Origin of the sequence: Streptococcus sp. 53, from assembly GCF_013276565.1 — a bacterium.
Classification (GTDB): Bacteria; Bacillota; Bacilli; order Lactobacillales; family Streptococcaceae; genus Streptococcus.
The window spans coordinates 40,480-64,527 of the sequence record NZ_VMLG01000039.1; the positions used below are offsets into that span (position 1 = coordinate 40,480).

25 protein-coding genes, 1 pseudogene and 1 riboswitch are annotated in these 24,048 nt (G+C 40.3%); of the genes and pseudogenes, 20 read left to right on the forward strand and 6 right to left on the reverse strand.

The window, feature by feature from the left end; all coding sequences use genetic code 11:
- The first annotated feature begins 53 nt into the window (after positions 1-53).
- From mreC to tsf, 5 genes are all read left to right on the forward strand, one after another.
- Entirely contained in the window at positions 54-872 is an 819-nt protein-coding gene (gene mreC, locus HT722_RS09425) for a rod shape-determining protein MreC (RefSeq protein ID WP_112445441.1), read from the forward strand.
- Positions 872-1,366, forward strand: coding sequence for a rod shape-determining protein MreD (mreD, locus tag HT722_RS09430; RefSeq protein ID WP_173278771.1), 495 nt, complete (start codon positions 872-874; stop codon positions 1,364-1,366). The genes mreC and mreD overlap by 1 nt, the downstream gene beginning before the upstream one ends.
- A 93-nt stretch (positions 1,367-1,459) precedes the next feature.
- Positions 1,460-2,638: a CHAP domain-containing protein gene (locus tag HT722_RS09435; RefSeq protein WP_173278772.1), complete on the forward strand. Its 1,179-nt coding sequence runs from the start codon at positions 1,460-1,462 to the stop codon at positions 2,636-2,638.
- 224 nt (positions 2,639-2,862) lie between these two features.
- Positions 2,863-3,642 carry a 30S ribosomal protein S2 gene (gene rpsB / locus HT722_RS09440; RefSeq protein ID WP_173278773.1) on the forward strand — a complete coding sequence of 260 codons (780 nt, stop codon included), beginning with the start codon at positions 2,863-2,865 and terminating at the stop codon, positions 3,640-3,642.
- 79 nt (positions 3,643-3,721) lie between these two features.
- Entirely contained in the window at positions 3,722-4,762 is a 1,041-nt protein-coding gene (gene tsf, locus HT722_RS09445; RefSeq protein ID WP_173278774.1) for a translation elongation factor Ts, read from the forward strand.
- 121 nt (positions 4,763-4,883) lie between these two features.
- Here the strand turns inward: tsf and cysK are convergent, their stop codons facing one another.
- The 3 genes and pseudogenes from cysK to HT722_RS09455 form a co-directional block, all read right to left on the reverse strand.
- The gene (cysK, locus tag HT722_RS09450) at positions 4,884-5,810 is read right to left on the reverse strand and encodes a cysteine synthase A (protein ID WP_173278775.1); all 927 of its coding nucleotides are present in this window, start codon (positions 5,808-5,810) and stop codon (positions 4,884-4,886) included.
- 96 nt (positions 5,811-5,906) lie between these two features.
- Positions 5,907-6,002: pseudogene (locus HT722_RS10620) on the reverse strand (PH domain-containing protein); the annotation flags it as partial.
- Positions 6,003-6,095: 93 nt separating this feature from the next.
- Positions 6,096-6,731: a YigZ family protein gene (locus tag HT722_RS09455; protein WP_173278776.1), complete on the reverse strand. Its 636-nt coding sequence runs from the start codon at positions 6,729-6,731 to the stop codon at positions 6,096-6,098.
- 55 nt (positions 6,732-6,786) lie between these two features.
- Between HT722_RS09455 and HT722_RS09460 the strand changes: the two genes are divergently transcribed.
- From HT722_RS09460 to HT722_RS09525, 14 genes are all read left to right on the forward strand, one after another.
- Positions 6,787-8,085 (forward strand): DEAD/DEAH box helicase, encoded by a 1,299-nt coding sequence (locus tag HT722_RS09460; protein ID WP_173278777.1) that lies wholly within the window; start codon positions 6,787-6,789, stop codon positions 8,083-8,085.
- Entirely contained in the window at positions 8,082-8,744 is a 663-nt protein-coding gene (locus HT722_RS09465; RefSeq protein ID WP_173278778.1) for a ComF family protein, read from the forward strand. The genes HT722_RS09460 and HT722_RS09465 overlap by 4 nt, the downstream gene beginning before the upstream one ends.
- Positions 8,745-8,823: 79 nt before the next feature.
- Positions 8,824-9,372, forward strand: a complete 549-nt coding sequence (gene raiA / locus HT722_RS09470; protein ID WP_173234329.1) for a ribosome-associated translation inhibitor RaiA — start codon at positions 8,824-8,826, stop codon at positions 9,370-9,372.
- Between the two features lie 135 nt (positions 9,373-9,507).
- A complete protein-coding gene (locus tag HT722_RS09475) occupies positions 9,508-11,481 on the forward strand; it encodes a DHH family phosphoesterase (RefSeq protein WP_173278779.1) in 1,974 nt (657 codons plus the stop codon).
- The gene (gene rplI, locus HT722_RS09480) at positions 11,478-11,930 is read left to right on the forward strand and encodes a 50S ribosomal protein L9 (RefSeq protein WP_173224870.1); all 453 of its coding nucleotides are present in this window, start codon (positions 11,478-11,480) and stop codon (positions 11,928-11,930) included. Before HT722_RS09475 ends, rplI begins: the two co-directional genes overlap by 4 nt.
- A gap of 43 nt (positions 11,931-11,973) precedes the next feature.
- Positions 11,974-13,326 carry a replicative DNA helicase gene (gene dnaB, locus HT722_RS09485; protein WP_112444677.1) on the forward strand — a complete coding sequence of 451 codons (1,353 nt, stop codon included), beginning with the start codon at positions 11,974-11,976 and terminating at the stop codon, positions 13,324-13,326.
- 1 nt (position 13,327) lies between these two features.
- Positions 13,328-13,594 (forward strand): Veg family protein, encoded by a 267-nt coding sequence (locus tag HT722_RS09490; protein ID WP_000128619.1) that lies wholly within the window; start codon positions 13,328-13,330, stop codon positions 13,592-13,594.
- Between the two features lie 87 nt (positions 13,595-13,681).
- Positions 13,682-14,800, forward strand: a complete 1,119-nt coding sequence (gene cbpD, locus HT722_RS09495) for a choline binding-anchored murein hydrolase CbpD (protein ID WP_112444678.1) — start codon at positions 13,682-13,684, stop codon at positions 14,798-14,800.
- Between the two features lie 82 nt (positions 14,801-14,882).
- A riboswitch (TPP riboswitch) is annotated at positions 14,883-14,985 on the forward strand.
- 68 nt (positions 14,986-15,053) lie between these two features.
- Positions 15,054-15,344: a thiamine-binding protein gene (locus tag HT722_RS09500; RefSeq protein ID WP_049513323.1), complete on the forward strand. Its 291-nt coding sequence runs from the start codon at positions 15,054-15,056 to the stop codon at positions 15,342-15,344.
- Positions 15,307-16,065 (forward strand): ABC transporter permease, encoded by a 759-nt coding sequence (locus tag HT722_RS09505; RefSeq protein WP_173278780.1) that lies wholly within the window; start codon positions 15,307-15,309, stop codon positions 16,063-16,065. Before HT722_RS09500 ends, HT722_RS09505 begins: the two co-directional genes overlap by 38 nt.
- A 38-nt stretch (positions 16,066-16,103) precedes the next feature.
- Positions 16,104-17,111 (forward strand): ABC transporter substrate-binding protein, encoded by a 1,008-nt coding sequence (locus tag HT722_RS09510; RefSeq protein WP_112444682.1) that lies wholly within the window; start codon positions 16,104-16,106, stop codon positions 17,109-17,111.
- Positions 17,111-17,839, forward strand: coding sequence for an ABC transporter ATP-binding protein (locus HT722_RS09515; RefSeq protein ID WP_173278781.1), 729 nt, complete (start codon positions 17,111-17,113; stop codon positions 17,837-17,839). The genes HT722_RS09510 and HT722_RS09515 overlap by 1 nt, the downstream gene beginning before the upstream one ends.
- A gap of 118 nt (positions 17,840-17,957) precedes the next feature.
- Positions 17,958-18,416, forward strand: a complete 459-nt coding sequence (locus HT722_RS09520) for a CtsR family transcriptional regulator (protein ID WP_001211279.1) — start codon at positions 17,958-17,960, stop codon at positions 18,414-18,416.
- A gap of 1 nt (position 18,417) precedes the next feature.
- On the forward strand, positions 18,418-20,850 hold the full coding sequence (locus tag HT722_RS09525) for an ATP-dependent Clp protease ATP-binding subunit (protein ID WP_173278782.1): 2,433 nt from the start codon (positions 18,418-18,420) through the stop codon (positions 20,848-20,850).
- Positions 20,851-20,921: 71 nt separating this feature from the next.
- Here the strand turns inward: HT722_RS09525 and HT722_RS09530 are convergent, their stop codons facing one another.
- Positions 20,922-21,152 carry a hypothetical protein gene (locus HT722_RS09530; RefSeq protein WP_173278783.1) on the reverse strand — a complete coding sequence of 77 codons (231 nt, stop codon included), beginning with the start codon at positions 21,150-21,152 and terminating at the stop codon, positions 20,922-20,924.
- 277 nt (positions 21,153-21,429) lie between these two features.
- Between HT722_RS09530 and HT722_RS09535 the strand changes: the two genes are divergently transcribed.
- On the forward strand, positions 21,430-22,128 hold the full coding sequence (locus tag HT722_RS09535) for a hypothetical protein (protein ID WP_173278784.1): 699 nt from the start codon (positions 21,430-21,432) through the stop codon (positions 22,126-22,128).
- A 70-nt stretch (positions 22,129-22,198) separates the two neighbouring features.
- Here HT722_RS09535 and dusB read toward each other — a convergent pair whose 3' ends face one another.
- Together dusB and hslO are read right to left on the reverse strand one after the other, a co-directional pair.
- Complete coding sequence (gene dusB / locus HT722_RS09540) at positions 22,199-23,179, reverse strand: tRNA dihydrouridine synthase DusB (protein WP_000183308.1); 981 nt, start codon at positions 23,177-23,179, stop codon at positions 22,199-22,201.
- On the reverse strand, positions 23,166-24,038 hold the full coding sequence (gene hslO, locus HT722_RS09545; RefSeq protein ID WP_173278785.1) for an Hsp33 family molecular chaperone HslO: 873 nt from the start codon (positions 24,036-24,038) through the stop codon (positions 23,166-23,168). Before hslO ends, dusB begins: the two co-directional genes overlap by 14 nt.
- Positions 24,039-24,048: the final 10 nt, after the last annotated feature.

The following is a 24,048-nucleotide window of genomic DNA, read 5'->3' on the forward strand; positions in this document are numbered from 1 at the left end:
TTAAAGAATTGATTAAAAGTTACTGTAACAGTTCTTGATATAAAGGTAGGGATATGAACCGTTTTAAAAAATCAAAATATGTCATTATTGTTTTTGTCACTGTTCTGCTTGTGTCAGCTCTCTTAGCGACGACTTATTCAAGTACAATTGTGACAAAATTAGGAGATGGAATCTCATTGGTTGATAGGGTTGTGCAAAAACCTTTTCGGTGGTTTGATTCTGTCAAATCAGATCTGGCTCATTTGACACGAACATATAATGAAAATGAAAGTTTGAAGAAACAGATTTACCAGTTAGAAGTTAAATCAAATGAGGCGGAAAGTTTAAAGACAGAAAATGAACAATTGCGCCAATTGCTTGATATGAGGTCTAAATTGCAAGCCACAAAGACTTTAGCAGCAGATGTTATTATGCGTTCTCCGGTATCTTGGAAACAGGAGTTGACCTTAGATGCAGGTAGATCAAAAGGGGCTTCTGAGAACATGTTAGCTATTGCAAATGGTGGCTTGATTGGGAGTGTTTCAAAAGTGGAGGACAACTCTACTATGGTCAACCTTCTGACAAACACAGAAAATACTGATAAGATTTCTGTTAAAATTCAACACGGCACTACCACAATTTATGGAATTATTGTTGGCTACGACAAGGAAAATGAAGTTCTTAAAATTAGCCAATTAAATAGCAATAGCGATATTAGTGCAGGCGATAAGGTGACAACGGGTGGATTAGGAAACTTTAACGTTGCGGATATTCCTGTTGGTGAAGTGGTTGCCACAATGCACAGTACAGACTATTTGACACGAGAAGTAACTGTTAAATTGAGCGCAGATACTCATAATGTGGATGTGATAGAATTAGTGGGGAATTCATAATGAGACAGTTGAAGCGGGTTGGAGTGTTTTTATTGCTCCCTTTCTTTGTTCTAATTGATGCCCATATTAGCCAGCTTCTGGGCTCATTTTTCCCCCATGTACATTTGGCTAGTCATTTTCTTTTTCTATTTCTCTTATTTGAGACAATAGAAGTATCAGAGTATTTCTACCTAGTCTATTGTTTTATGGTGGGCTTGGTTTATGATATCTACTTTTTCCATCTAATAGGGATTGCAACTCTCTTATTTATCTTATTGGGAGCCTTTCTTCATAAATTGAATAGTGTTATTTTGTTGAATCGTTGGACACGAATGCTCTCTATGATTGTCCTGACCTTCCTGTTTGAAATGGGTAGTTATCTTTTGGCTTTTATGGTAGGGCTGACAGTGGATAACATGTCGATTTTTATAGTCTATAGCTTGGTACCGACGATGATTTTAAATTTTTTATGGATTACTGTTTTTCAATTTGTTTTTGAAAAATATTATCTATAAGAACGACATATAAATGTAACAAAGGCGTAATATTTATTGGAGTTTTTTTTGGTATACTAGTATTGTCTTAAACAGAAGGAGTATTTATTAACCATGAAGAAAAAAATCTTAGCCTCGCTTTTATTAAGTACAGTAATGGTTTCCCAGGCAGCAGTATTGACGACTGCCCATGCAGAAACAACTGATGACAAAATTGCTGCTCAAGATAATAAAATTAGTAACTTAACAGCACAACAAGAAGAAGCACAAAAACAAGTTGATCAAATTCAGGAACAAGTATCTGCTATTCAAGCAGAGCAATCTAACTTGCAATCTGAAAATGATAGATTACAAGCAGAATCTAAGAAACTCGAGGGTGAGATTACAGAACTTTCTAAAAACATTGTTTCTCGTAACCAATCTTTAGAAAAACAAGCTCGTAGTGCTCAAACAAATGGAGCTGCAACTAGCTACATCAATACGATTGTAAACTCAAAATCAATTACAGAAGCTATTTCACGTGTTGCTGCAATGAGTGAAATCGTATCTGCGAACAACAAAATGTTGGAACAACAAAAGGCAGATAAGAAAGCTATTTCTGAAAAGCAAGTAGCAAACAATGATGCAATCAATACTGTAATTGCTAATCAACAAAAATTGGCAGATGATGCTCAAGCATTGACTACTAAACAGGCAGAACTAAAAGCTGCTGAATTAAGTCTTGCTGCTGAGAAAGCGACAGCTGAAGGGGAAAAAGCAAGTCTATTAGAGCAAAAAGCAGCAGCTGAGGCAGAGGCTCGTGCAGCTGCGGCAGCAGAAGCAGCTTATAAAGAAAAACAAGCTAGCCAACAACAATCAGTACTTGCTTCAGGTAATACAAACCTAACAGCACAGGTACAAGCAGTATCTGAATCTGCAGTAGCACCTGTTCAGGCTAAAGTACGTCCAACATATAACACAAATGCCTCAACTTATCCAATTGGTGAATGTACATGGGGAGTAAAAACCTTGGCACCTTGGGCTGGAGACTACTGGGGTAATGGAGCACAGTGGGCTACAAGTGCAGCTGCAGCAGGATTCCGTACAGGATCGACACCTCAAGTTGGAGCAATTGCATGTTGGAACGATGGTGGATATGGACACGTAGCGGTTGTTACAGCTGTTGAATCAACAACACGTATCCAAGTATCAGAATCAAACTATGCAGGTAATCGCACACTTGGAAACCACCGTGGATGGTTTAATCCAACAACGACTTCTGAAGGTTTTGTGACATATATTTATGCAGACTAATTAGAGAGAGGGACTCGAATAGAGCCCTCTTTTCAGGTTTTACCGTGACAATCCCTATTAAAAATTATATCAAAATAGCTTGAAAATATCGAAAAAGTATGGTAGAATAAAAATTGTCGTGTGAACGATAATACTCATTCTTGATGAATTGTGAAGCAGTTGCCCTTGGGTCGTTTTGCGAGTTGAAGTCAAGAAGAGGAAAAAAACAAAAAGGAGAAATACTCATGGCAGTAATTTCAATGAAACAACTTCTTGAGGCTGGTGTACACTTTGGTCACCAAACTCGTCGCTGGAACCCTAAGATGGCTAAATACATCTTTACAGAGCGTAACGGAATCCACGTTATCGACTTGCAACAAACTGTAAAATACGCTGACCAAGCATACGACTTCATGCGTGATGCAGCAGCTAACGATGCAGTTGTATTGTTCGTTGGTACTAAGAAACAAGCAGCTGATGCAGTTGCTGAAGAAGCAGTACGTTCAGGTCAATACTTCATCAACCACCGTTGGTTGGGTGGAACTCTTACAAACTGGGGAACAATCCAAAAACGTATCGCTCGTTTGAAAGAAATCAAACGTATGGAAGAAGATGGAACTTTTGAAGTTCTTCCTAAGAAAGAAGTTGCACTTCTTAACAAACAACGTGCACGTCTTGAAAAATTCTTGGGTGGTATCGAAGATATGCCTCGTATTCCAGATGTGATGTACGTAGTTGACCCACATAAAGAGCAAATCGCTGTTAAAGAAGCTAAGAAATTGGGAATCCCAGTTGTAGCGATGGTTGACACAAACACTGATCCAGATGATATCGATGTAATCATCCCAGCTAACGATGATGCTATCCGCGCTGTTAAATTGATTACAGCTAAATTGGCTGACGCTATCATCGAAGGACGTCAAGGTGAGGATGCAGTAGCAGTTGAAGCAGAATTTGCAGCTTCAGAAACTCAAGTAGATTCAATTGAAGAAATCGTTGAAGTTGTAGAAGGCGACAACGCTTAATTCATAATAAATAGTAATTACCTAGGAGGGCGGGGCTTAGCCCGGCTCTCCTATTTTTAAAAAATATAGGAGAATCAAAATGGCAGAAATTACAGCTAAACTTGTTAAAGAGTTGCGTGAAAAATCTGGTGCTGGTGTTATGGACGCTAAAAAAGCATTGGTTGAAGTGGAAGGCGATATCGAAAAAGCGATTGAATTGCTTCGCGAAAAAGGTATGGCAAAAGCAGCTAAGAAAGCTGACCGTGTTGCTGCAGAAGGTTTGACTGGTGTTTATGTTGATGGTAACATTGCAGCAGTTGTTGAAGTAAATGCTGAAACTGACTTCGTTGCGAAAAACGCTCAATTTGTTGAGTTGGTAAACGCAACAGCTAAAGCAATCGTTGAAGGAAAACCAGCTAACAACGAAGAAGCTCTTGCTTTGACAATGCCTTCAGGTGAAACTCTTGAAGCTGCATACGTATCTGCAACAGCAACTATCGGAGAAAAAATCTCATTCCGTCGCTTTGCATTGATTGAAAAAACAGACGCACAACACTTTGGAGCATACCAACATAACGGTGGACGTATCGGTGTTATCTCTGTAATCGAAGGTGGAGACGAAGCACTTGCTAAACAAATTTCAATGCACATCGCTGCTATGAAACCAACAGTTCTTTCATACAAAGAATTGGATGAGCAATTTGTTAAAGATGAGTTGGCACAATTGAACCACGTTATCGACCAAGACAACGAAAGCCGTGCAATGGTTAACAAACCAGCTCTTCCACACTTGAAGTATGGATCAAAATCTCAATTGACTGATGAAGTGATTGCTCAAGCTGAAGAAGCTATCAAAGCTGAATTGGCTGCAGAAGGCAAACCAGAAAAAATCTGGGATAAAATCATCCCAGGTAAAATGGATCGCTTCATGCTTGACAATACTAAAGTTGACCAAGCTTACACACTTCTTGCACAAGTTTACATCATGGATGACAGCAAGACAGTTGAAGCATATCTTGAATCAGTTAACGCTTCAGTAGTTGAGTTCGCTCGCTTTGAAGTTGGTGAAGGTATCGAAAAAGCTGCAAACGACTTTGAAGCAGAAGTTGCAGCTACAATGGCAGCAGCCTTGAATAACTAATAATAGAAAGGAAGTAAATTTGCTTCCTTTTTTCTATGCAGTCGATCCTTATAGGGAGAGCTTCCTATTTTTAAGGTAAAAATAAAAAGCCCTATAATAAGGGCTAAGTGCATTTAGGAGACTAAACTTCAAATTCATAGAGTGCTGTAGAGAGATAACGTTCACCGTTATCTGGTGCTAGAGCAAGGACTTTTTTACCTGTACCTAATTTTTTGGCAATCTCGATGGCTCCGTAGATAGCTGCAGCTGAAGAAATCCCTACAAGGAAGCCTTCTTTTCCACCAATTTCACGTCCGAGTGCAAGAGCATCATCTGATGTTACACGAACGATACCATCATAGGCTTTAGTATCAAGTGTATCAGGAATAAATCCAGCTGATATACCTTGAATTTTGTGAGGACCAGGTTTTTCACCAGATAGAATAGCAGATTCATCAGCTTCCACTGCATAAACTTGAATGTTTGAATTTACTGATTTGAGTGCATGAGAAACACCAGAAATCGTTCCACCGGTACCCACTCCAGCAACAAAGGCATCTAGTCCATCTTTACCGAAAGCAGCTAGTATTTCAGCTCCTGTTGTTCTTTCGTGTACTTCTGGATTTGCTGGGTTGTCAAATTGAAGAGGAAGGAAACCATCACGTTCAGCAGCGATTTCTTGAGCCTTAGCAATAGCACCTTTCATTCCTTCGCTACCAGGCGTAAGGACGAGTTCAGCACCATAGGCTTGGATAATCTTACGTCGTTCCACACTCATAGTTTCAGGCATAACGATAACAACTTTATACCCTTTAGCAGCCCCTACCCATGAAAGTCCAATACCAGTGTTTCCACTTGTTGCTTCAACAATAGTAGAACCAGGTTTCAGAATACCGTCTTGTTCAGCTTTTTCAATCATGCTAAGAGCAATACGGTCTTTTACAGAAGAACCAGGGTTAAATGCTTCAAGTTTTACATAGACATCTGCAGCACCTTCTGGCACAATGTTGTTGAGTTTAACAATCGGAGTTTGACCGATTAGTTCAGTAATGTTGTTATAAATAGACATATGAATACCTCTTTGTATAAGATATTTCTAGTATAACGCTAACTATACCATTTGTAAAATATAGAAATCCTATCGGAGCGATAGGATTTTTTTATATCACAGGTCTAAGCCATTAATTTTTAAGCGATTGTGATAAGTTAATTTTAGTAAATAGGTGTAAAGAAGAAAGTTATCAGTTTTCTTTTTGAATTGCTTCATTTTCTAGTATATTTTGGTACGCATCTTTTTATTTTGCTAATTAAAGTAGCGGTGGAAATATCAGTGAAACACTGTATTATCTATTGTTTACACTAGGTTTACAGGAACCTCAATTTCGCGTAAACCTTGGTCAGTTAAAGTGACTTTTCCATTAAAAAACTCCACAAGTGCAGCTTTAATAGTTTCTTTTTCTTCTTTATCAACATAAATCATCGTATCGACTTGATCTGTAAAGTTTGTATCTAGCTCCATGAGCTCATGTTCCTTAAGAAAGTTACTGTACTCTTGGTATTGAGCGTAAGACATTTGAATAGCAATGCCAGCCTGTTCTTTTATTTCAATAATACCAATTTCTTTGACAGCTAAGGCAACACTGCCGGCGTAAGCACGAATCAGTCCTCCAGCGCCTAGTTTAATACCACCAAAGTAGCGTGTCACTACCACACAGACATTGGTAAGATTGTGATTTTCTAGTACCCCAAGCATGGGAACGCCAGCAGTCCCACTGGGCTCACCATCATCACTTGTACGTTTGATTTCACTACGTTCTCCAATAATAAAGGCCGAGCAGTTATGCGTCGCTTTGTAGTGTTCTTTTTTGATGGTGGTAATGAAGTCACGAGCCTCTTCTTCGCTATAAACACGCTTGGCATGACAGATAAAGCGTGATTTTTTGATTTCTTCTTGGACTTGACCGTCCTCTTTAATTGTTCTAAATTCCATGATTTAATTGTACTAAAAAATCATCTAAAGTGCTAGTTTTTACGAATAAAGAAGTATGAAAGTAAATCCAAATTATCTCGGTCGTTTGTTTACGGAGAATGAATTAACAGAAGAAGAACGTCAGTTGGCGGAGAAACTTCCAGCAATGAGAAAGGAGAAAGGGAAACTTTTCTGTCAACGTTGTAATAGTGCTATTTTAGATGAATGGTATTTGCCCATCGGTGCTTACTATTGTAGGGAGTGTTTACTGATGAAGCGAGTCAGGAGTGATCAAGCTTTATACTATTTTCCACAGGAGGATTTTCCGAAGCAAGATGTTCTTAAATGGCGTGGTCAATTAACTCCTTTTCAAGAGAAGGTGTCAGAGGGACTGCTTCAAGCAGTAGACAAGCATGAGCCAACCTTAGTACATGCGGTGACAGGGGCTGGAAAGACAGAAATGATTTATCACGTTGTGGCTAAGGTGATTAATAGGGGTGGTGCAGTGTGTTTGTCCAGTCCTCGCATAGATGTTTGTTTGGAGCTATACAAACGCTTGCAAGATGATTTTGCTTGCGAGATAGCCCTTCTACACGGAGAATCAAAGCCGTATTTTCGAACACCACTAGTTGTTGCGACGACCCATCAGTTATTGAAATTTTATCAAGCTTTTGATTTGCTGATAGTGGATGAAGTAGATGCTTTTCCTTATGTTGACAATCCCACGCTTTACCACGCTGTCAAGAATAGTGTAAAGGAGAATGGATTGAGAATCTTTTTAACAGCGACTTCGACTGATGAGTTAGATAGGAAGGTTCGCATAGGAGAACTAAAACGATTGAGTTTGCCAAGACGGTTTCATGGAAATCCGTTGATTATTCCTAAACCTGTCTGGTTATCGGATTTTAATCACTGTTTAGAGAAAAATCGGTTGTCACCAAAGTTAAAGTCCTATATTGAGAAGCAGAGAAAGACAGCTTATCCGTTACTCATTTTTGCTTCAGAAATTAAGAAAGGGGAGCAATTAAAAGAAATCTTACAGGAGCAATTTCCAAATGAGAAAATTGGCTTTGTATCTTCTGTAACAGAGGATCGATTAGAGCAGGTACAAGCTTTTCGAGATGGAGAACTGACAATACTTATCAGTACGACAATCTTGGAGCGTGGAGTTACCTTCCCTTGTGTTGATGTTTTCGTAGTAGAGGCCAATCATCGTTTGTTTACCAAGTCTAGTTTGATTCAAATTGGTGGACGAGTTGGACGAAGCATGGATAGACCGACAGGAGATTTGCTTTTCTTCCATGATGGATTAAATGATTCAATCAAGAAGGCGATTAAGGAAATTCAGATGATGAATAAGGAGGCTGGTCTATGAAGTGCTTGTTATGTGGGCAGACTATGAAGACTGTTTTAACTTTTAGTAGTCTCTTACTTCTGAAGAATGATGCCTCCTGTCTTTGTTTAGATTGTGATTCTACTTTTGAGAGGATTGGGGAAGAGAACTGTCCAAATTGTATGAAAACAGGTTTGTCAACGAAGTGTCAAGACTGTCAATTTTGGTGTAAAGAAGGAGTTGAGGTTAGTCATAGAGCGATTTTTACTTACAATCAAGCTATGAAGGATTTTTTCAGTCGGTATAAGTTTGACGGAGACTTCCTTTTAAGAAAAGTGTTCGCTTCATTTTTAAGTGAGGAGTTGAAAAAGTACAAAGAGTATAGATTTGTCGTAATTCCCCTAAGCCCTGAAAGATTGCTTGACAGAGGATTTAATCAGGTTGAGGGCTTGGTAGAGGCAGCAGGTTTTTCGTATCTGGATTTACTAGGGAAAAGAGAAGAGAGAGCCAGTTCTTCTAAAAATCGTTCAGAGCGCTTGGGGACAGAACTTCCTTTCTTTATTAAAAGTGGAGTCACTATTCCTAAAAAAATCCTACTTATAGATGATATCTATACTACAGGAGCAACTATAAATCGTGTGAAGAAACTGTTGGAAGAAGCTGGTGCTAAGGATGTAAAAACATTTTCCCTTGTAAGATGAGGAAAAAATTTGCAAAAATAGAATGAAAGCGTTATAATGAAATTATAAAAACAAAAATGTTTAGAAAGAAGGTATTCATATGATTAAATATAGTATCCGTGGTGAAAACCTAGAAGTAACAGAAGCAATTCGTGATTATGTAGTTTCTAAACTCGAAAAGATCGAAAAGTACTTCCAGCCAGAACAAGAGTTGGATGCCCGAATTAACTTAAAAGTTTATCGTGAAAAAACAGCTAAAGTGGAAGTAACGATTCCGCTTGGATCTATTACTCTCCGTGCAGAAGATGTGTCTCAAGATATGTATGGTTCAATTGACCTTGTAACCGATAAAATTGAACGTCAGATTCGTAAAAATAAAACAAAAATCGAGCGTAAAAATAAAAATAAGGTAGCAACTAGTCAATTATTTACAGATGCTTTGGTGGAAGATCCAAATGTTGTCCAATCTAGAGTTGTTCGTTCAAAACAAATTGATTTAAAACCAATGGATTTGGAAGAAGCTATTCTACAGATGGATTTGTTGGGACATGATTTCTTTATCTATGTGGATGTTGAAGATCAAACAACTAATGTGATTTATCGTCGTGAAGATGGCGAAATTGGTTTGTTAGAGGTTAAAGAATCTTAATTTCAATATGTGTAAAGGTAGGTTTACTGAATTGTAAACCTCCTTTTTCTTATAATTGATAGAATTACTGATTACACTTTTAAAAAGTCGCTTTTTGAGGGGTATTATGGTATAATGGGTGCCAAGAGGTTTGGAATGAAAAAATTTTATGTAAGTCCAATTTTTCCTATTCTAGTAGGATTGGTTGCGTTTGGAGTCTTATCCACTTTCATTATTTTTGTTAATAATAATCTGTTGACGGTTTTAATTTTGTTTCTTTTTGTAGGAGGCTATGTTTTTTTATTTAAGAAACTGAGAGTGCATTATACAAGGAGCGATGTAGAACAGATACAGTATGTAAACCACCAAGCGGAAGAAAGTTTGACATCTCTATTGGAACAGATGCCTGTAGGTGTTATGAAATTGAATTTATCTTCTGGAGAGGTTGAGTGGTTTAATCCCTATGCTGAATTGATTTTGACCAAGGAAGATGGCGATTTTGATTTGGAAGCTGTTCAAACGATTATCAAGGCTTCAGTAGGAAATCCGTCTACTTATGCTAAGCTGGGTGAGAAGCGTTATGCTGTTCATATGGATGCTTCTTCCGGTGTTTTGTATTTTGTAGATGTATCCAGGGAACAAGCCATAACAGATGAATTGGTAACAAGTCGACCAGTGATTGGGATTGTCTCTGTGGATAATTATGATGATTTGGAGGATGCAACTTCTGAGTCAGATATTAGTCAAATCAATAGTTTTGTAGCTAATTTTATATCAGAGTTTTCAGAAAAATACATGATGTTTTCTCGTCGGGTAAGTATGGATCGATTTTATCTATTTACTGACTACACGGTGCTTGAGGGCTTGATGAATGATAAATTTTCTGTTATTGATGCTTTCAGAGAAGAATCGAAACAGAGACAGTTGCCCTTGACCTTAAGTATGGGATTTTCTTATGGCGATGGAAATCATGATGAAATAGGGAAAGTTGCTTTGCTCAACTTGAACTTGGCTGAAGTACGTGGTGGCGACCAGGTGGTTGTCAAGGAGAATGATGAAACGAAAAATCCAGTCTACTTTGGCGGTGGGTCGGCTGCGTCCATCAAGCGCACTCGTACCCGTACTCGATCAATGATGACAGCCATATCTGATAAGATTCGTAGTGTGGATCACGTGTTTGTAGTTGGACATAGAAATTTAGATATGGATGCCTTGGGCTCTGCTGTAGGTATGCAGTTGTTTGCCAGCAATGTGATTGAAAATAGCTATGCTCTTTATGATGAAGAACAAATGTCTCCAGATATTGAACGAGCTGTTTCATTCTTAGAAAAAGAAGGAGTTACGAAGTTGTTGTCTGTTAAGGATGCAATGGGGATGGTGACCAATCGTTCTTTGTTGATTCTTGTAGACCATTCAAAGACAGCCTTAACATTATCAAAAGATTTTTATGATTTATTTACACAGACCATCGTTATTGACCACCATAGAAGGGATCAGGATTTCCCAGACAATGCAGTTATCACTTATATCGAAAGTGGTGCAAGCAGTGCCAGTGAGTTGGTAACGGAATTGATTCAGTTCCAGAATTCTAAGAAAAATCGTTTGAGTCGTATGCAAGCAAGTGTCTTGATGGCTGGTATGATGCTGGATACTAAAAATTTCACCTCACGAGTGACTAGTCGGACATTTGATGTTGCTAGCTATCTCAGAACGAGAGGAAGTGATAGTATTGCTATCCAAGAAATCGCTGCGACAGATTTTGAAGAATATCGTGAGGTCAATGAACTGATTTTACAGGGGCGTAAATTAGGTTCAGATGTACTAATAGCAGAGGCTAAGGACACGAAATGCTATGATACAGTTGTTATTAGTAAGGCAGCAGATGCCATGTTAGCTATGTCAGGTATTGAAGCGAGTTTTGTTCTTGCGAAAAATACACAAGGATTTATCTCTATCTCAGCTCGAAGTCGTAGTAAACTGAATGTACAACGGATTATGGAAGAGTTAGGCGGTGGAGGTCACTTTAATTTGGCAGCAGCTCAAATTAAGGATTTAACCTTGTCGGAAGCAGGTGAAAAACTGACAGAAATTGTATTAAATGAAATAAAGGAAAAGGAGAAAGAAGAATGAAAGTAATCTTTTTAGCAGATGTTAAAGGAAAAGGTAAAAAAGGCGAAATTAAGGAAGTACCAACAGGGTATGCGCAAAACTTTCTTATCAAAAAGAACCTAGCAAAAGAAGCGACTGCTCAAGCTGTAGGTGAACTTCGTGGTAAACAAAAATCCGAAGAGAAAGCCCACGCTGAGATGATTGCAGAAGCAAAAGCAATTAAAGCCCAACTTGAATCAGAGGAAACTATTGTAGAATTTGTTGAAAAGGTTGGTCCAGATGGCCGTACCTTTGGTTCTATTACCAATAAGAAGATTGCAGAAGAATTGCAAAAGCAATTTGGAATTAAGATTGATAAACGTCATATTCAAGTACAAGCTCCGATTCGAGCGGTTGGTTTGATTGATGTGCCAGTGAAAATCTATCAAGATATCACAAGTGTAATCAATCTTCGTGTGAAAGAAGGATAAGTTTACACCTTCTTGACAAGATTGTAAAAGGAAGGGAAGTCTGATGGCAGAAGTAGAAGAGTTACGAGTACAACCTCAAGATATCTTAGCTGAGCAATCTGTTTTGGGGGCTATCTTTATTGATGAGAGTAAACTTGTTTTTGTGCGAGAATATATTGAGTCTCGGGACTTTTTTAAGTATGCCCATCGTTTGATTTTCCAAGCTATGGTTGATTTATCCGATCGTGGCGATGCTATAGATGCAACAACGGTTCGTACCATTCTTGATAATCAAGGTGATTTACAGAATATTGGTGGCTTGTCTTACTTGGTTGAGATTGTCAATTCTGTGCCAACTTCTGCTAATGCGGAGTACTATGCTAAGATTGTTGCAGAAAAAGCAATGCTACGGCGATTAATCTCCAAGTTGACAGAGTCTGTCAATCAAGCTTACGAGGCTTCGCAACCAGCTGATGAAATCATTGCTCAGGCAGAAAAAGGCCTGATTGATGTCAGTGAAAATGCTAATCGAAGTGGATTTAAGAACATTCGAGATGTGTTGAATATCAACTTTGGAAATCTGGAAGCTCGCTCGCAGCAAACGACTGATATTACAGGTATTGCGACAGGCTATCGTGATTTAGATCATATGACGACTGGTCTTCATGAGGAGGAGTTGATTATCTTAGCAGCTCGTCCGGCGGTTGGTAAGACAGCCTTTGCCTTGAATATTGCTCAGAATATTGGGACCAAGTTGGACAAAACGGTTGCTATTTTTTCACTGGAAATGGGTGCGGAAAGTCTAGTGGATCGTATGTTGGCGGCAGAAGGTTTGGTGGAATCCCATTCTATCCGTACGGGGCAATTGACTGATGAGGAATGGCAAAAGTATACCATTGCTCAAGGGAATCTAGCCAACGCGAGTATCTATATCGATGATACGCCAGGGATTCGAATCACGGAAATTCGTTCTCGCTCACGCAAACTTGCTCAAGAAACGGGTAATCTTGGTTTGATTTTGATAGATTACTTGCAGCTTATCACGGGAACTGGGCGAGAAAACCGCCAACAAGAAGTTTCAGAAATTTCACGTCAGTTGAAAATCCTAGCAAAAGAACTGAAAGTTCCAGTAATTGCTCTAAGTCAGCTTTCTCGTGGTGTAGAACAACGTCAGGATAAAAGACCAGTCTTGTCTGATATTCGTGAATCTGGGTCTATTGAGCAAGATGCTGATATCGTAGCTTTTCTCTATCGTGACGATTACTATGAGCGTGGTGGTGAAGAAGAGGACGGTATCCCAAATAATAAGGTGGAAGTTATTATCGAGAAAAACCGTAGTGGAGCTCGTGGAACAGTGGAATTGATTTTCCAAAAAGAATACAATAAATTTTCAAGTATCTCAAAAAGGGAGGCATAAAATGACAGATGCATTTACAGATGTAGCTAAGATGAAAAAAATCAAAGAGGAAATCAAGGCACATGAGGGTCATGTAATTGAAATGACCTTGGAAAATGGGCGTAAGCGTCAAAAAAATAGATTGGGTAAGTTAATTGAAGTTTATCCATCCCTATTTATTGTGGAATTTGGGAATGTGGAAGGAGATAAACAGGCTAATGTTTACGTTGAATCCTTTACTTACTCAGATATCCTTACAGAAAAAAATCTAATTCATTATCTGGACTAAAGTGAGAAATTTTCTCACTTTTTCTTTTTTCTCCGAATAGTTTAAGTGAAGGTAATCTTCGATTTATATTATTTTCAAGGAGGAAGAATGAAAATTTTACCGTTTAAAGTAACAGAGACAAGGTTTTCTTTCAGAAAATCAGCTAAAAAGGTTGTTCCTTTTTTAGTAGTAGGATTGATGTTAGCAGCGAGTGATAGTGTATATGCCTATTCTGGAGGAAATGGATCGATTGCGCGTGGAGATGATTATCCTGTTTATTATAAAAATGGGAGCCAGGAGATTGATCAGTGGCGCATGTATTCTCGTCAGTGTACTTCTTTTGCAGCCTTTCGTTTGAGTAATGTCAATGGTTTTGAGATTCCAAGGGCTTATGGAAATGCGAATGAATGGGGCTATCGTGCTCGTCGTGAAGGTTATCGTGTCGATAATAGACCAGCGATTGGCTCTATTGCTTGGTCTACTGCAGGAACTTATGGGCATGTTGCCTGGGTGTCAAATGTAATGGGAGATCAGATTGAGATCGAGGAATATAACTATGGTTATACAGAAGCCTATAATAAACGAATTATAAAAGCAAATACGATGACAGGATTTATTCATTTTAAAGATTTAGCTGGTGGCAGTGTTGGGAATAGTCAAACCTCAGTTTCAACAGGAGGAACACATTATTTCAAGTCTAAGTCTGCTATCAAAAATCAGCCACTAGCTAGCGCAACTGCGATTGATTACTATTATCCTGGGGAGAAGGTTCATTATGATCAAATTCTCGAAAAAGATGGATACAAGTGGTTGAGTTATACAGCTTATAACGGAAGTCGTCGTTATATCCAGCTAGAGGGAGTGACTTCTTCACAAAATTATCAGAACCAATCAGGGAATAGCTCTAATTATAGCTCAAATAATGGATCGACTGTCGGTTGGAAGAAAATAAATGGTAGTTGGTATCATTTTAAATCAAATGGGTCTAAATCAACGGGATGGTTGAAAGATGGTTCTAGCTGGTATTATTTGAAATCATCTGGTGAAATGCAGACAGGCTGGTTAAAGGAAAATGGCTCGTGGTATTATCTGGATAGTTCAGGGGCAATGAAAACAGGCTGGTATCAAGTTTCTGGTAAGTGGTATTATTCTTACTCTTCAGGTGTCTTAGCTGTTAATACGGCGGTGGATGGCTACAGAGTAAACAGTGATGGAGAACGAGTATAGAAAATTGGAGTAGGAAATGTTTCCTGCTCTTTTCTGTAAGCAGTTTCCTTGACATTTTTCTTAATTTGCGCTATCATATATCCATATAATATATGGGAGTCTGTGTACAGTCTGAGAGGAAGTGTTAAACTTCGACCGCACCTGATCTGGGTAATGCCAGCGGAGGGAACGATACTTAGTCTATTCTTGACCTTTTCCATATATGGTAAAGGTTTTTCTTTTTGTCAAAGGAAAACGAGAAGAGGAGGTTTTTATGAAAGCAAGCATCGCCTTGCAAGTTTTACCCCTAGCACAGGGGATTGATCGGATTGCTGTTATCGATCAAGTCATTGCTTATCTACAAGCTCAAGAAGTGACCATAGTGGTGACACCATTTGAAACGGTCTTGGAAGGGGAGTTTGATGAGCTCATGCGCATTCTCAAAGAAGCGCTGGAAGTGGCAGGGCAGGAGGCAGATAATGTCTTTGCCAATGTCAAAATAAATGTAGGAGAGATTTTAAGTATTGATGAGAAACTTGAAAAGTATACTGAGACGACACATTAGTCTATTGGGCTTTCTGGGGGTCTTGTCAATCTGGCAGTTAGCAGGTTTTCTTAAACTTCTCCCCAAGTTTATCCTGCCGACACCTTTTGAAATTCTTCAGGCCTTTGTTCGTGATAGAGAATTTCTCTGGTACCATAGCTGGGCGACCTTGAGAGTGGCTTTGCTAGGTCTAATTTTGGGAGTCTTGATTGCCTGTCTCATGGCTGTGCTCATGGACAGTTTGACTTGGTTCAATGACTTGATTTACCCTATGATGGTGGTCGTTCAGACCATTCCGACCATTGCTATAGCTCCTATCTTGGTCTTGTGGCTAGGTTATGGGATTCTGCCCAAGATTGTCTTGATTATTTTGACGACAACTTTTCCTATCATCGTTAGTATTTTGGACGGTTTTAGGCATTGTGACAAGGATATGTTGACCTTGTTTAGTCTGATGCGGGCCAAGCCTTGGCAAATCCTGTGGCATTTTAAAATTCCAGTCAGTCTGCCTTACTTTTATGCAGGTCTGAGGGTCAGTGTCTCCTATGCCTTTATCACAACCGTGGTATCTGAGTGGTTGGGAGGATTTGAAGGACTAGGTGTCTACATGATTCAGTCCAAGAAACTGTTTCAGTATGATACCATGTTTGCTATTATTATTCTGGTATCGATTATCAGCCTTCTGGGTATGAAGTTGGTCGATATCAGCGAGAAATATGTTATTAAATGGAAACGTTCGTAGAATTAGAATGTTTCTGAAAAAGAAAAGAGGAAATTGAAATGAAGAAAACATGGAAAGTGTTTTTAACGCTTGTAACAGCTCTTGTAGCTGTTGTGCTTGTGGCCTGTGGTCAAGGAACTGCTTCTAAAGACAACAAAGAGGCAGAACTTAAGAAGGTTGACTTTATCCTAGACTGGACACCAAATACCAACCACACAGGGCTTTATGTTGCCAAGGAAAAAGGTTATTTCAAAGAAGCTGGAGTGGATGTTGATTTGAAATTGCCACCAGAAGAAAGTTCTTCTGACTTGGTTATCAACGGAAAGGCACCATTTGCAGTTTATTTCCAAGACTACATGGCTAAAAAATTGGAAAAAGGGGCAGGAATTACTGCCGTTGCAGCTATCGTAGAACACAATACATCTGGAATTATCTCTCGAAAATCTGATAATGTAGCTAGTCCAAAGGACTTGGTTGGTAAGAAATACGGAACTTGGAATGACCCAACTGAACTTGCTATGTTGAAAACCTTGGTAGAATCACAAGGCGGAGACTTTGAGAAGGTTGAAAAAGTACCAAACAACGACTCAAACTCGATCACACCGATTGCCAATGGCGTCTTTGACGCTGCTTGGATTTACTACGGTTGGGATGGTATCCTTGCCAAATCTCAAGGTGTAGATGCTAATTTCATGTACTTGAAAGACTACGTTAAAGAATTTGACTACTATTCACCAGTCATCATCGCAAACAACGACTATTTGAAAGATAATAAAGAAGAAGCTCGTAAAGTCATCCAAGCTATCAAAAAAGGCTACCAATATGCTATGGAGCATCCAGAAGAAGCAGCTGATATCCTCATCAAAAATGCACCTGAACTCAAGGAAAAACGTGACTTTGTTATCGAATCTCAAAAATACTTGTCAAAAGAATACGCAAGCGACAAGGAAAAATGGGGTCAATTTGATGCAGCTCGCTGGAATGCCTTCTACAAATGGGATAAAGAAAATGGTATCCTTAAAGAAGACTTGACAGACAAAGGCTTCACCAACGAATTTGTGAAATAATGACAGAAATTAGACTAGAACACGTCAGTTATGCCTATGGTCAAGAGAGGATTTTAGAGGACATCAACCTGCAGGTGACTTCAGGCGAAGTGGTTTCCATCCTAGGCCCAAGTGGTGTTGGTAAGACTACGCTTTTCAACTTAATTGCGGGGATTTTAGAAGTTCAGTCAGGGAGAATTGTCCTTGATGGTGAAGAAAATCCCAAGGGGCGCGTGAGTTATATGTTGCAAAAGGATCTGCTCTTGGAGCACAAGACGGTGCTTGGTAATATCATTCTTCCTCTCTTGATTCAAAAAGTGGATAAGGCGGAAGCCATTGCCCGCGCGGATGAAATTCTTGCGACCTTCCAGTTGACAGCTGTAAGAGATAAATACCCTCATGAACTCAGTGGTGGGATGCGTCAGCGTGTAGCCTTGCTTCGAACTTACCTTTTCGGGCACAAGCTCTTTCTCTTGGATGAGGCCTTTAGCGCTTTGGATGAGATGACCAAGATGGAACTCCATGCTTGGTATCTTGAAATTCACAAGCAGTTGCAGCTAACAACCTTGATTATTACTCACAGTATCGAGGAGGCCCTTAATCTCAGCGACCGCATCTATATTTTGAAAAATCGCCCTGGGCAGATTGTTTCAGAAATTAAACTAGATTGGTCTGAAGAAGAGGACAAGGAAGTCCAAAAGATTGCCTACAAACGTCAAATCTTGGTAGAATTAGGCTTGGGTAAGTAGAAAAATAGGGAGTTGGTGAAGATTATCCTTTACCAGCGCCCTTTTTCTTTTAAAAATGAGAAAATTTCGGTATAATAGTCAAAGATAGTCAAGGTTTAAAGAGAGAGGTGGGTTTGTAATGAGATTTAAAAATACATCGGATCATATTGAGGCCTACATCAAGGCGATTTTAGATCAATCTGGAATTGTGGAGTTGCAACGGAGTCAGTTGGCAGATACTTTTCAGGTTGTTCCTAGTCAGATTAACTATGTGATCAAGACACGCTTTACGGAAAGTAGAGGCTACTTAGTTGAAAGTAAGCGTGGTGGCGGAGGCTATATTCGTATAGGACGGATTGAGTTTTCTAGTCATCATGAAATGCTCCGGGAGCTGCTTTACTCGATTGGTGAGCGGGTCAGTCAAGAAATTTATGAGGATATTCTACAGCTTTTGGTTGAGCAGGAATTGATGACCAAGCAGGAGATGAATTTGCTAGTATCAGTAGCTTTGGATCGCGTTCTAGGAGAAGAAGCTCCAGTTGTTCGTGCTAATATGCTACGACAGGTCATACAAGAGGTAGATAGAAAAGGGAAGTAAGATGAACTATTCAAAAGCATTGAATGAATGTATCGAAAGTGCCTACATGGTTGCTGGTCATTTTGGAGCTCGTTATCTAGAGTCTTGGCACTTGTTGATTGCCATGTCCAATCACAGTTATAGTGTGGCAGGGGCGACTTTAAATGATTATCCATATGAGATGGACCGTTTAGAAGAAGTCGCTTTGGAACTGACTGAAACGGACTATAGCCAGGATGAAACTTTTACGGAGTTGCCGTTCTCCCATCGTTTGCAGGTTCTTTTTGACGAAGCAGAGTATGTAGCGTCAGTGGTCCATGCTAAGGTGCTAGGGACGGAGCACGTCCTTTATGCGATTTTGCATGATGGCAATGCCTTGGCGACTCGTATTTTGGAGAGGGCTGGTTTTTCTTATGAAGACAAGAAAGATCAGGTCAAGATTGCTGCTCTTCGTCGAAATTTAGAAGAACGTGCAGGCTGGACTCGTGAAGACCTCAAGGCTCTACGCCAACGCCATCGTACAGTAGCTGACAAGCAAAATTCTATGGCTAATATGATGGGCATGCCGCAGACTCCGAGTGGTGGTCTCGAGGACTATACGCATGATTTGACAGAGCAAGCGCGTTCTGGCAAGTTAGAGCCAGTCATCGGTCGGGACAAGGAAATCTCGCGTATGATTCAAATCTTGAGCCGGAAGACAAAGAATAATCCTGTCTTGGTTGGGGATGCTGGTGTCGGGAAGACAGCTCTGGCGCTTGGTCTTGCCCAGCGTATTGCTAGTGGTGATGTACCTGCGGAAATGGCCAAGATGCGCGTGTTAGAGCTTGATTTGATGAATGTCGTTGCAGGGACACGTTTCCGTGGTGATTTTGAAGAGCGCATGAACAATATCATCAAGGATATTGAGGAAGATGGTCAAGTCATCCTCTTTATCGATGAGCTCCATACCATCATGGGTTCTGGTAGTGGGATTGACTCAACTCTGGATGCGGCTAATATCTTGAAGCCAGCCTTGGCGCGTGGAACTTTGAGAACAGTTGGTGCGACCACTCAGGAAGAATACCAAAAACATATCGAAAAAGATGCAGCCCTTTCTCGTCGTTTCGCTAAAGTGACGATTGAAGAGCCAAGTGTAGCAGATAGCATGACCATTTTGCAAGGTTTGAAGACGACTTATGAGAAACATCACCGTGTGCAAATCACAGATGAAGCGGTTGAAACAGCCGTTAAGATGGCCCATCGTTACTTAACTAGTCGTCACTTGCCAGACTCTGCTATCGATCTCTTGGATGAAGCAGCGGCAACAGTGCAAAATAAATCAAAGCATGTAAAAGCAGACGATTCTGACTTGAGTCCAGCTGACAAGGCCTTGATGGATGGCAAGTGGAAACAGGCAGCTCAGCTAATCGCAAAAGAAGAGGAAGTGCCTGTCTATAAAGACTTGGTGACAGAGTCTGATATTTTGACCACCTTGAGTCGCTTGTCAGGTATCCCAGTCCAAAAACTGACTCAGACTGACGCTAAGAAATACCTGAACCTGGAAGCTGAATTGCATAAACGCGTCATCGGGCAAAATCAAGCTGTTTCAAGCATTAGCCGTGCCATTCGCCGCAACCAGTCAGGGATTCGCAGTCACAAGCGTCCGATTGGTTCTTTTATGTTCCTAGGACCCACAGGTGTCGGGAAGACCGAATTGGCCAAGGCTTTGGCAGAAGTTCTCTTTGATGACGAATCAGCCCTTATCCGCTTTGATATGAGTGAGTATATGGAGAAATTTGCAGCCAGCCGTCTCAATGGAGCTCCTCCGGGTTATGTGGGTTATGAAGAAGGTGGGGAGTTGACCGAGAAGGTTCGCAACAAACCATATTCCGTTCTCCTTTTTGACGAGGTAGAGAAGGCCCACCCAGATATCTTTAATGTGCTCTTGCAGGTCTTGGATGATGGTGTCTTGACCGATAGCAAGGGCCGCAAGGTTGACTTTTCAAATACCATTATCATCATGACGTCAAACCTTGGTGCGACAGCCCTTCGGGATGACAAGACCGTCGGTTTTGGAGCTAAGGATATTCGTTTTGACCAGGAAAATATGGAAAAACGCATGTTTGAAGAGCTGAAAAAGGCTTATAGACCTGAGTTTATCAACCGTATTGATGAAAAGGTGGTCTTCCATAGTCTGTCTAGTGACCATATGCAGGAAGTGGTGAAGATTATGGTCAAACCTTTAGTGGCAAGTTTGGCTGAAAAAGGCATTGACTTGAAATTACAAGCTTCTGCACTGAAATTGTTGGCAAATCAAGGATATGACCCAGAGATGGGAGCTCGTCCACTTCGCAGAACCCTACAAACAGAAGTGGAAGACAAGTTGGCAGAACTTCTTCTCAAGGGAGAATTAGTGGCAGGCAGCACACTTAAGATTGGTGTCAAAGCAGGCCAGTTAAAATTTGATATTGTATAAAAAGCGAGGTCGGAAAAAGTTTCCGACCTCTTTATGTACCATCATGAGATGGTTTTGTGTTGTGACTGCTTTTATGGGTGGCTATCTTTCTTAGAATTGCTCATGATGTGAATGAATAAATCTTTGTATTTATATTTTAAATAGGTTTCGTGTAAATACAATAAAGCCACGTAGACAATCATAAAAACGATAGTTAAGAAGAACAAATCAAATGTTGTTTGAGCGTAATGAGTAGCTGCTCCGTAAGAAGCGAAAGCATCTAAAATCAGCCAAGGCAGATACTTGAAATACTTATTTTGCATAAGAATGCACCTCCTATATTCTATTTCAATGTTATTATATTCCTTTGTACTTAAAGTTGCAAGCGATTACACAAAACAAATTCAAATGTGTAATAGAAAAATCTCCTGTTTTTCTGTTTTATTACGAATAGAAGAGTAGGGGGAGTAAAGGTGTTTAAATTATGTGAGATTTTTAAAATAGTTTAGATAAATTATTGACATATTCAAATCCTAATGTTGCAATTATATTGCAAAAAGATTTCTTTATATTTCTAAAATATTACAAAGGAGTAGAAAAATGAAAAAGAAAACCTATATCAAATTGATGGCAGCAACTGTATTGGCTTCTACTTTGCTATTAGGAGCTTGTGGAAATAAAAAGGAAACAACTCAAGCAAGCAGTTCTGCTAAGACAAGCCAATCATCAAGCTCTAAAGCAGCTTCTGCTAGCAAAGAAAGCCAGACTCAGAAGTCCTCAAGTTCAGCTTCATCTGAAAAGGCCAAGGCATCTACTGATCAATCTTCAGCAACTGCAAGGCCATCACAAGTGGCACCTGCACCAGAGCAAAGACAAGGTCAAGAAGTGTCTAATCAACAGGCAGCTAGTCAACAAACTCCTGCTCAGGCTCCTTCAACTCAACAGGCTCCTCAATCCCAGTCTAACCAATCAAGCTATGATCCTACAACTGACCGCAAACTTCAAGACAAACAAGCAGAGCAAAATAAACGCTACAAGGGTGTTTTAACCATGGTAGATGGTGATTTCTCAGCTGCAGCGGGCAATTGGAAGGGAGCAAATGGCGAAACCATCACAGTTTCATCAGGAGGTCAATTCACAGTAGAATCTGCTGATGGAAAGAAAGAAAACTACTCTATCAGAGGCTACTCTTATACTCTTGATGATGGCAAGTATAATGCCAAAATTGGTGGAGGAAAAATCATCCAAATTACAACAGGAGCGGATGGCAAGGTTTCCAGTGTTGCTTTGAGTCAATAATAACCCTTAGTATTTGAATTTTTACAGTCAAAAACCCGTAACCTTTAAGAGAGTTACGGGTTTTGGTCTATTAAGCCTTATCCAATTGCAAGAGGGCTTCAATCTCTGCTAGGGTGCTAGCTTGCGAAATGGCTCCACGGAGTTTGGCAGCGCCAGATGTTCCACGGAGATAGTGAGGAGCGAGGCCACGGAATTCACGAACTGCGACGTTTTCTCCTTTGAGGTTAATCAATCGTTTCAAGTGTTCGTAGGCGATTTTCATCTTATCTTCAAAGGTCAAATCAGGTAGGATTTCTCCTGTTTCAAAGTAATGGTTGATTTGGTTGAAGAGGTAGGGATTTCCCATGGCAGCGCGGCCAATCATAACTGCATCAGCACCGACTTCTTCGATGCGTTGTTTGGCTTCTTGGACCGTACGGATGTCACCGTTGGCGATGAAGGGAATCTTGGTCAGAGCTTGGGCAACCTTGTGAAGGGTCTCAAGGTCTGCGTGACCTGTATACATTTGTTCACGGGTACGGCCATGCATGGCGAGGGCAGAAACACCTGCAGCTTCAGCAGCCAGGGCATTTTCTACTGCTAAAGATGGGTCAGCCCAGCCGGTACGCATTTTGACAGTAAGTGGAATATCAAGGACAGACTGGACCTTGTTGATAATAGAGTAGATTTTGTCTGGATCCTTGAGCCACATAGCGCCAGCTTCGTTCTTCACGATTTTGTTAACTGGGCAGCCCATGTTGATATCGACGATATCGGTCTTGGTGTTTTCTTGGATGAATTCTGCTGCGCGTGCTAGGCTGTCTTCATCACTACCAAATAGTTGGATAGAGACAGGGTTTTCGCCTTCGTCGATATGAAGCATGTGCAGGGTTTTTTCGTTGTTGTATTGGATTCCCTTGTCAGAGACCATTTCCATGACAACGAGTCCAGCTCCGAGCTCTTTTGCGATGGTACGAAAGGCTGAGTTGGTCACGCCAGCCATGGGTGCTAAAACGGTACGATTGGGAATCTCAACATTGCCAATCATAAAAGGTGTATTAAGATTTGTCACGGATGAGTTCCTCCAGATCGTTTTCATCAAAGTTGTAAGTCGTTTGGCAGAATTGACAAGTGATTTCTGCCCCGTGGTCTTCCTCTTTCATTTCCTGCAAGTCTGAGCTTGGAAGGCTGGCAAGAGCGTTCATAAAGCGCTCATGGCTACAGTCACATTGGAAACGAATTTCTTCTTCAGACAGACGTTTGTATGGTTCGTCTCCGTAAATAGCCTTGAGAAGGGCTTCGATATGGTCGTCGCTTTCTAGAAGAGTCGAAATAGCTGGCATTTCTTGGATGCGTTTTTCAAAGCGAGCAATCTCTTCTTCCTTGGCTCCTGGCAAGACTTGAACTAGGAAACCACCTGCAACCTTGACCTTATCTTCTTCATCTAAAAGGACATTGAGACCGACTGCTGAAGGAGTCTGTTGGCTTTCAGTCAGGTAAAAGGCCAGGTCTTCACCGATTTCTCCAGAGATGAGAGGAGTCATAGAGTTGTAAGGATTTCCAGTACCGTAGTCTGTGATAACGAGGAATTGACCATTTCCAACAAAAGGTCCGACTAGGACTTCACCAGTTGCAGTCTTTTTGATGTCAACACCAGGATTTTGAACGTAGCCTTTAACGTTCCCCTTGGTGTCAGCGACGGTGATGATGGCTCCTAGGGAGCTAGATCCCAGCACCTTAACTGTTAGTTTAGTATTTCCTTTTTCATTGGCTGCGAGAATCTGGCTAGCAATAAGAGTTCGACCAAGTGCTACAGTTGAGCTAGCTTGGGTTTGGTGTTTTTCTTGAGCAGTGCGGACGGTTTCTGTACTGTCAAGGACAAAAGCACGAAAGGCTCCGCTTTCTGATATAGTTTTAATAATTTTATCCATAGCTACTATT

Bases quoted from the DNA above. Each gene is read 5' to 3' on its own strand.
- HT722_RS09515 (WP_173278781.1), top strand. From the start codon at position 17,111: ATGACAGAAATTAGACTAGAACACGTCAGTTATGCCTATGGTCAAGAG.
- HT722_RS09460 (WP_173278777.1), top strand. From the start codon at position 6,787: ATGAAAGTAAATCCAAATTATCTCGGTCGTTTGTTTACGGAGAATGAA.
- rpsB (WP_173278773.1), top strand. From the start codon at position 2,863: ATGGCAGTAATTTCAATGAAACAACTTCTTGAGGCTGGTGTACACTTT.
- HT722_RS09510 (WP_112444682.1), top strand. From the start codon at position 16,104: ATGAAGAAAACATGGAAAGTGTTTTTAACGCTTGTAACAGCTCTTGTA.
- HT722_RS09455 (WP_173278776.1), bottom strand. From the start codon at position 6,731: ATGGAATTTAGAACAATTAAAGAGGACGGTCAAGTCCAAGAAGAAATC.
- HT722_RS09525 (WP_173278782.1), top strand. From the start codon at position 18,418: ATGAACTATTCAAAAGCATTGAATGAATGTATCGAAAGTGCCTACATG.
- cbpD (WP_112444678.1), top strand. From the start codon at position 13,682: ATGAAAATTTTACCGTTTAAAGTAACAGAGACAAGGTTTTCTTTCAGA.
- HT722_RS09535 (WP_173278784.1), top strand. From the start codon at position 21,430: ATGAAAAAGAAAACCTATATCAAATTGATGGCAGCAACTGTATTGGCT.
- HT722_RS09435 (WP_173278772.1), top strand. From the start codon at position 1,460: ATGAAGAAAAAAATCTTAGCCTCGCTTTTATTAAGTACAGTAATGGTT.
- HT722_RS09520 (WP_001211279.1), top strand. From the start codon at position 17,958: ATGAGATTTAAAAATACATCGGATCATATTGAGGCCTACATCAAGGCG.
- raiA (WP_173234329.1), top strand. From the start codon at position 8,824: ATGATTAAATATAGTATCCGTGGTGAAAACCTAGAAGTAACAGAAGCA.
- dnaB (WP_112444677.1), top strand. From the start codon at position 11,974: ATGGCAGAAGTAGAAGAGTTACGAGTACAACCTCAAGATATCTTAGCT.
- mreC (WP_112445441.1), top strand. From the start codon at position 54: ATGAACCGTTTTAAAAAATCAAAATATGTCATTATTGTTTTTGTCACT.
- mreD (WP_173278771.1), top strand. From the start codon at position 872: ATGAGACAGTTGAAGCGGGTTGGAGTGTTTTTATTGCTCCCTTTCTTT.
- hslO (WP_173278785.1), bottom strand. From the start codon at position 24,038: ATGGATAAAATTATTAAAACTATATCAGAAAGCGGAGCCTTTCGTGCT.
- HT722_RS09505 (WP_173278780.1), top strand. From the start codon at position 15,307: ATGAGAAACTTGAAAAGTATACTGAGACGACACATTAGTCTATTGGGC.
- HT722_RS09490 (WP_000128619.1), top strand. From the start codon at position 13,328: ATGACAGATGCATTTACAGATGTAGCTAAGATGAAAAAAATCAAAGAG.
- tsf (WP_173278774.1), top strand. From the start codon at position 3,722: ATGGCAGAAATTACAGCTAAACTTGTTAAAGAGTTGCGTGAAAAATCT.
- HT722_RS09500 (WP_049513323.1), top strand. From the start codon at position 15,054: ATGAAAGCAAGCATCGCCTTGCAAGTTTTACCCCTAGCACAGGGGATT.
- HT722_RS09475 (WP_173278779.1), top strand. From the start codon at position 9,508: ATGAAAAAATTTTATGTAAGTCCAATTTTTCCTATTCTAGTAGGATTG.
- HT722_RS09465 (WP_173278778.1), top strand. From the start codon at position 8,082: ATGAAGTGCTTGTTATGTGGGCAGACTATGAAGACTGTTTTAACTTTT.
- rplI (WP_173224870.1), top strand. From the start codon at position 11,478: ATGAAAGTAATCTTTTTAGCAGATGTTAAAGGAAAAGGTAAAAAAGGC.
- cysK (WP_173278775.1), bottom strand. From the start codon at position 5,810: ATGTCTATTTATAACAACATTACTGAACTAATCGGTCAAACTCCGATT.
- HT722_RS09530 (WP_173278783.1), bottom strand. From the start codon at position 21,152: ATGCAAAATAAGTATTTCAAGTATCTGCCTTGGCTGATTTTAGATGCT.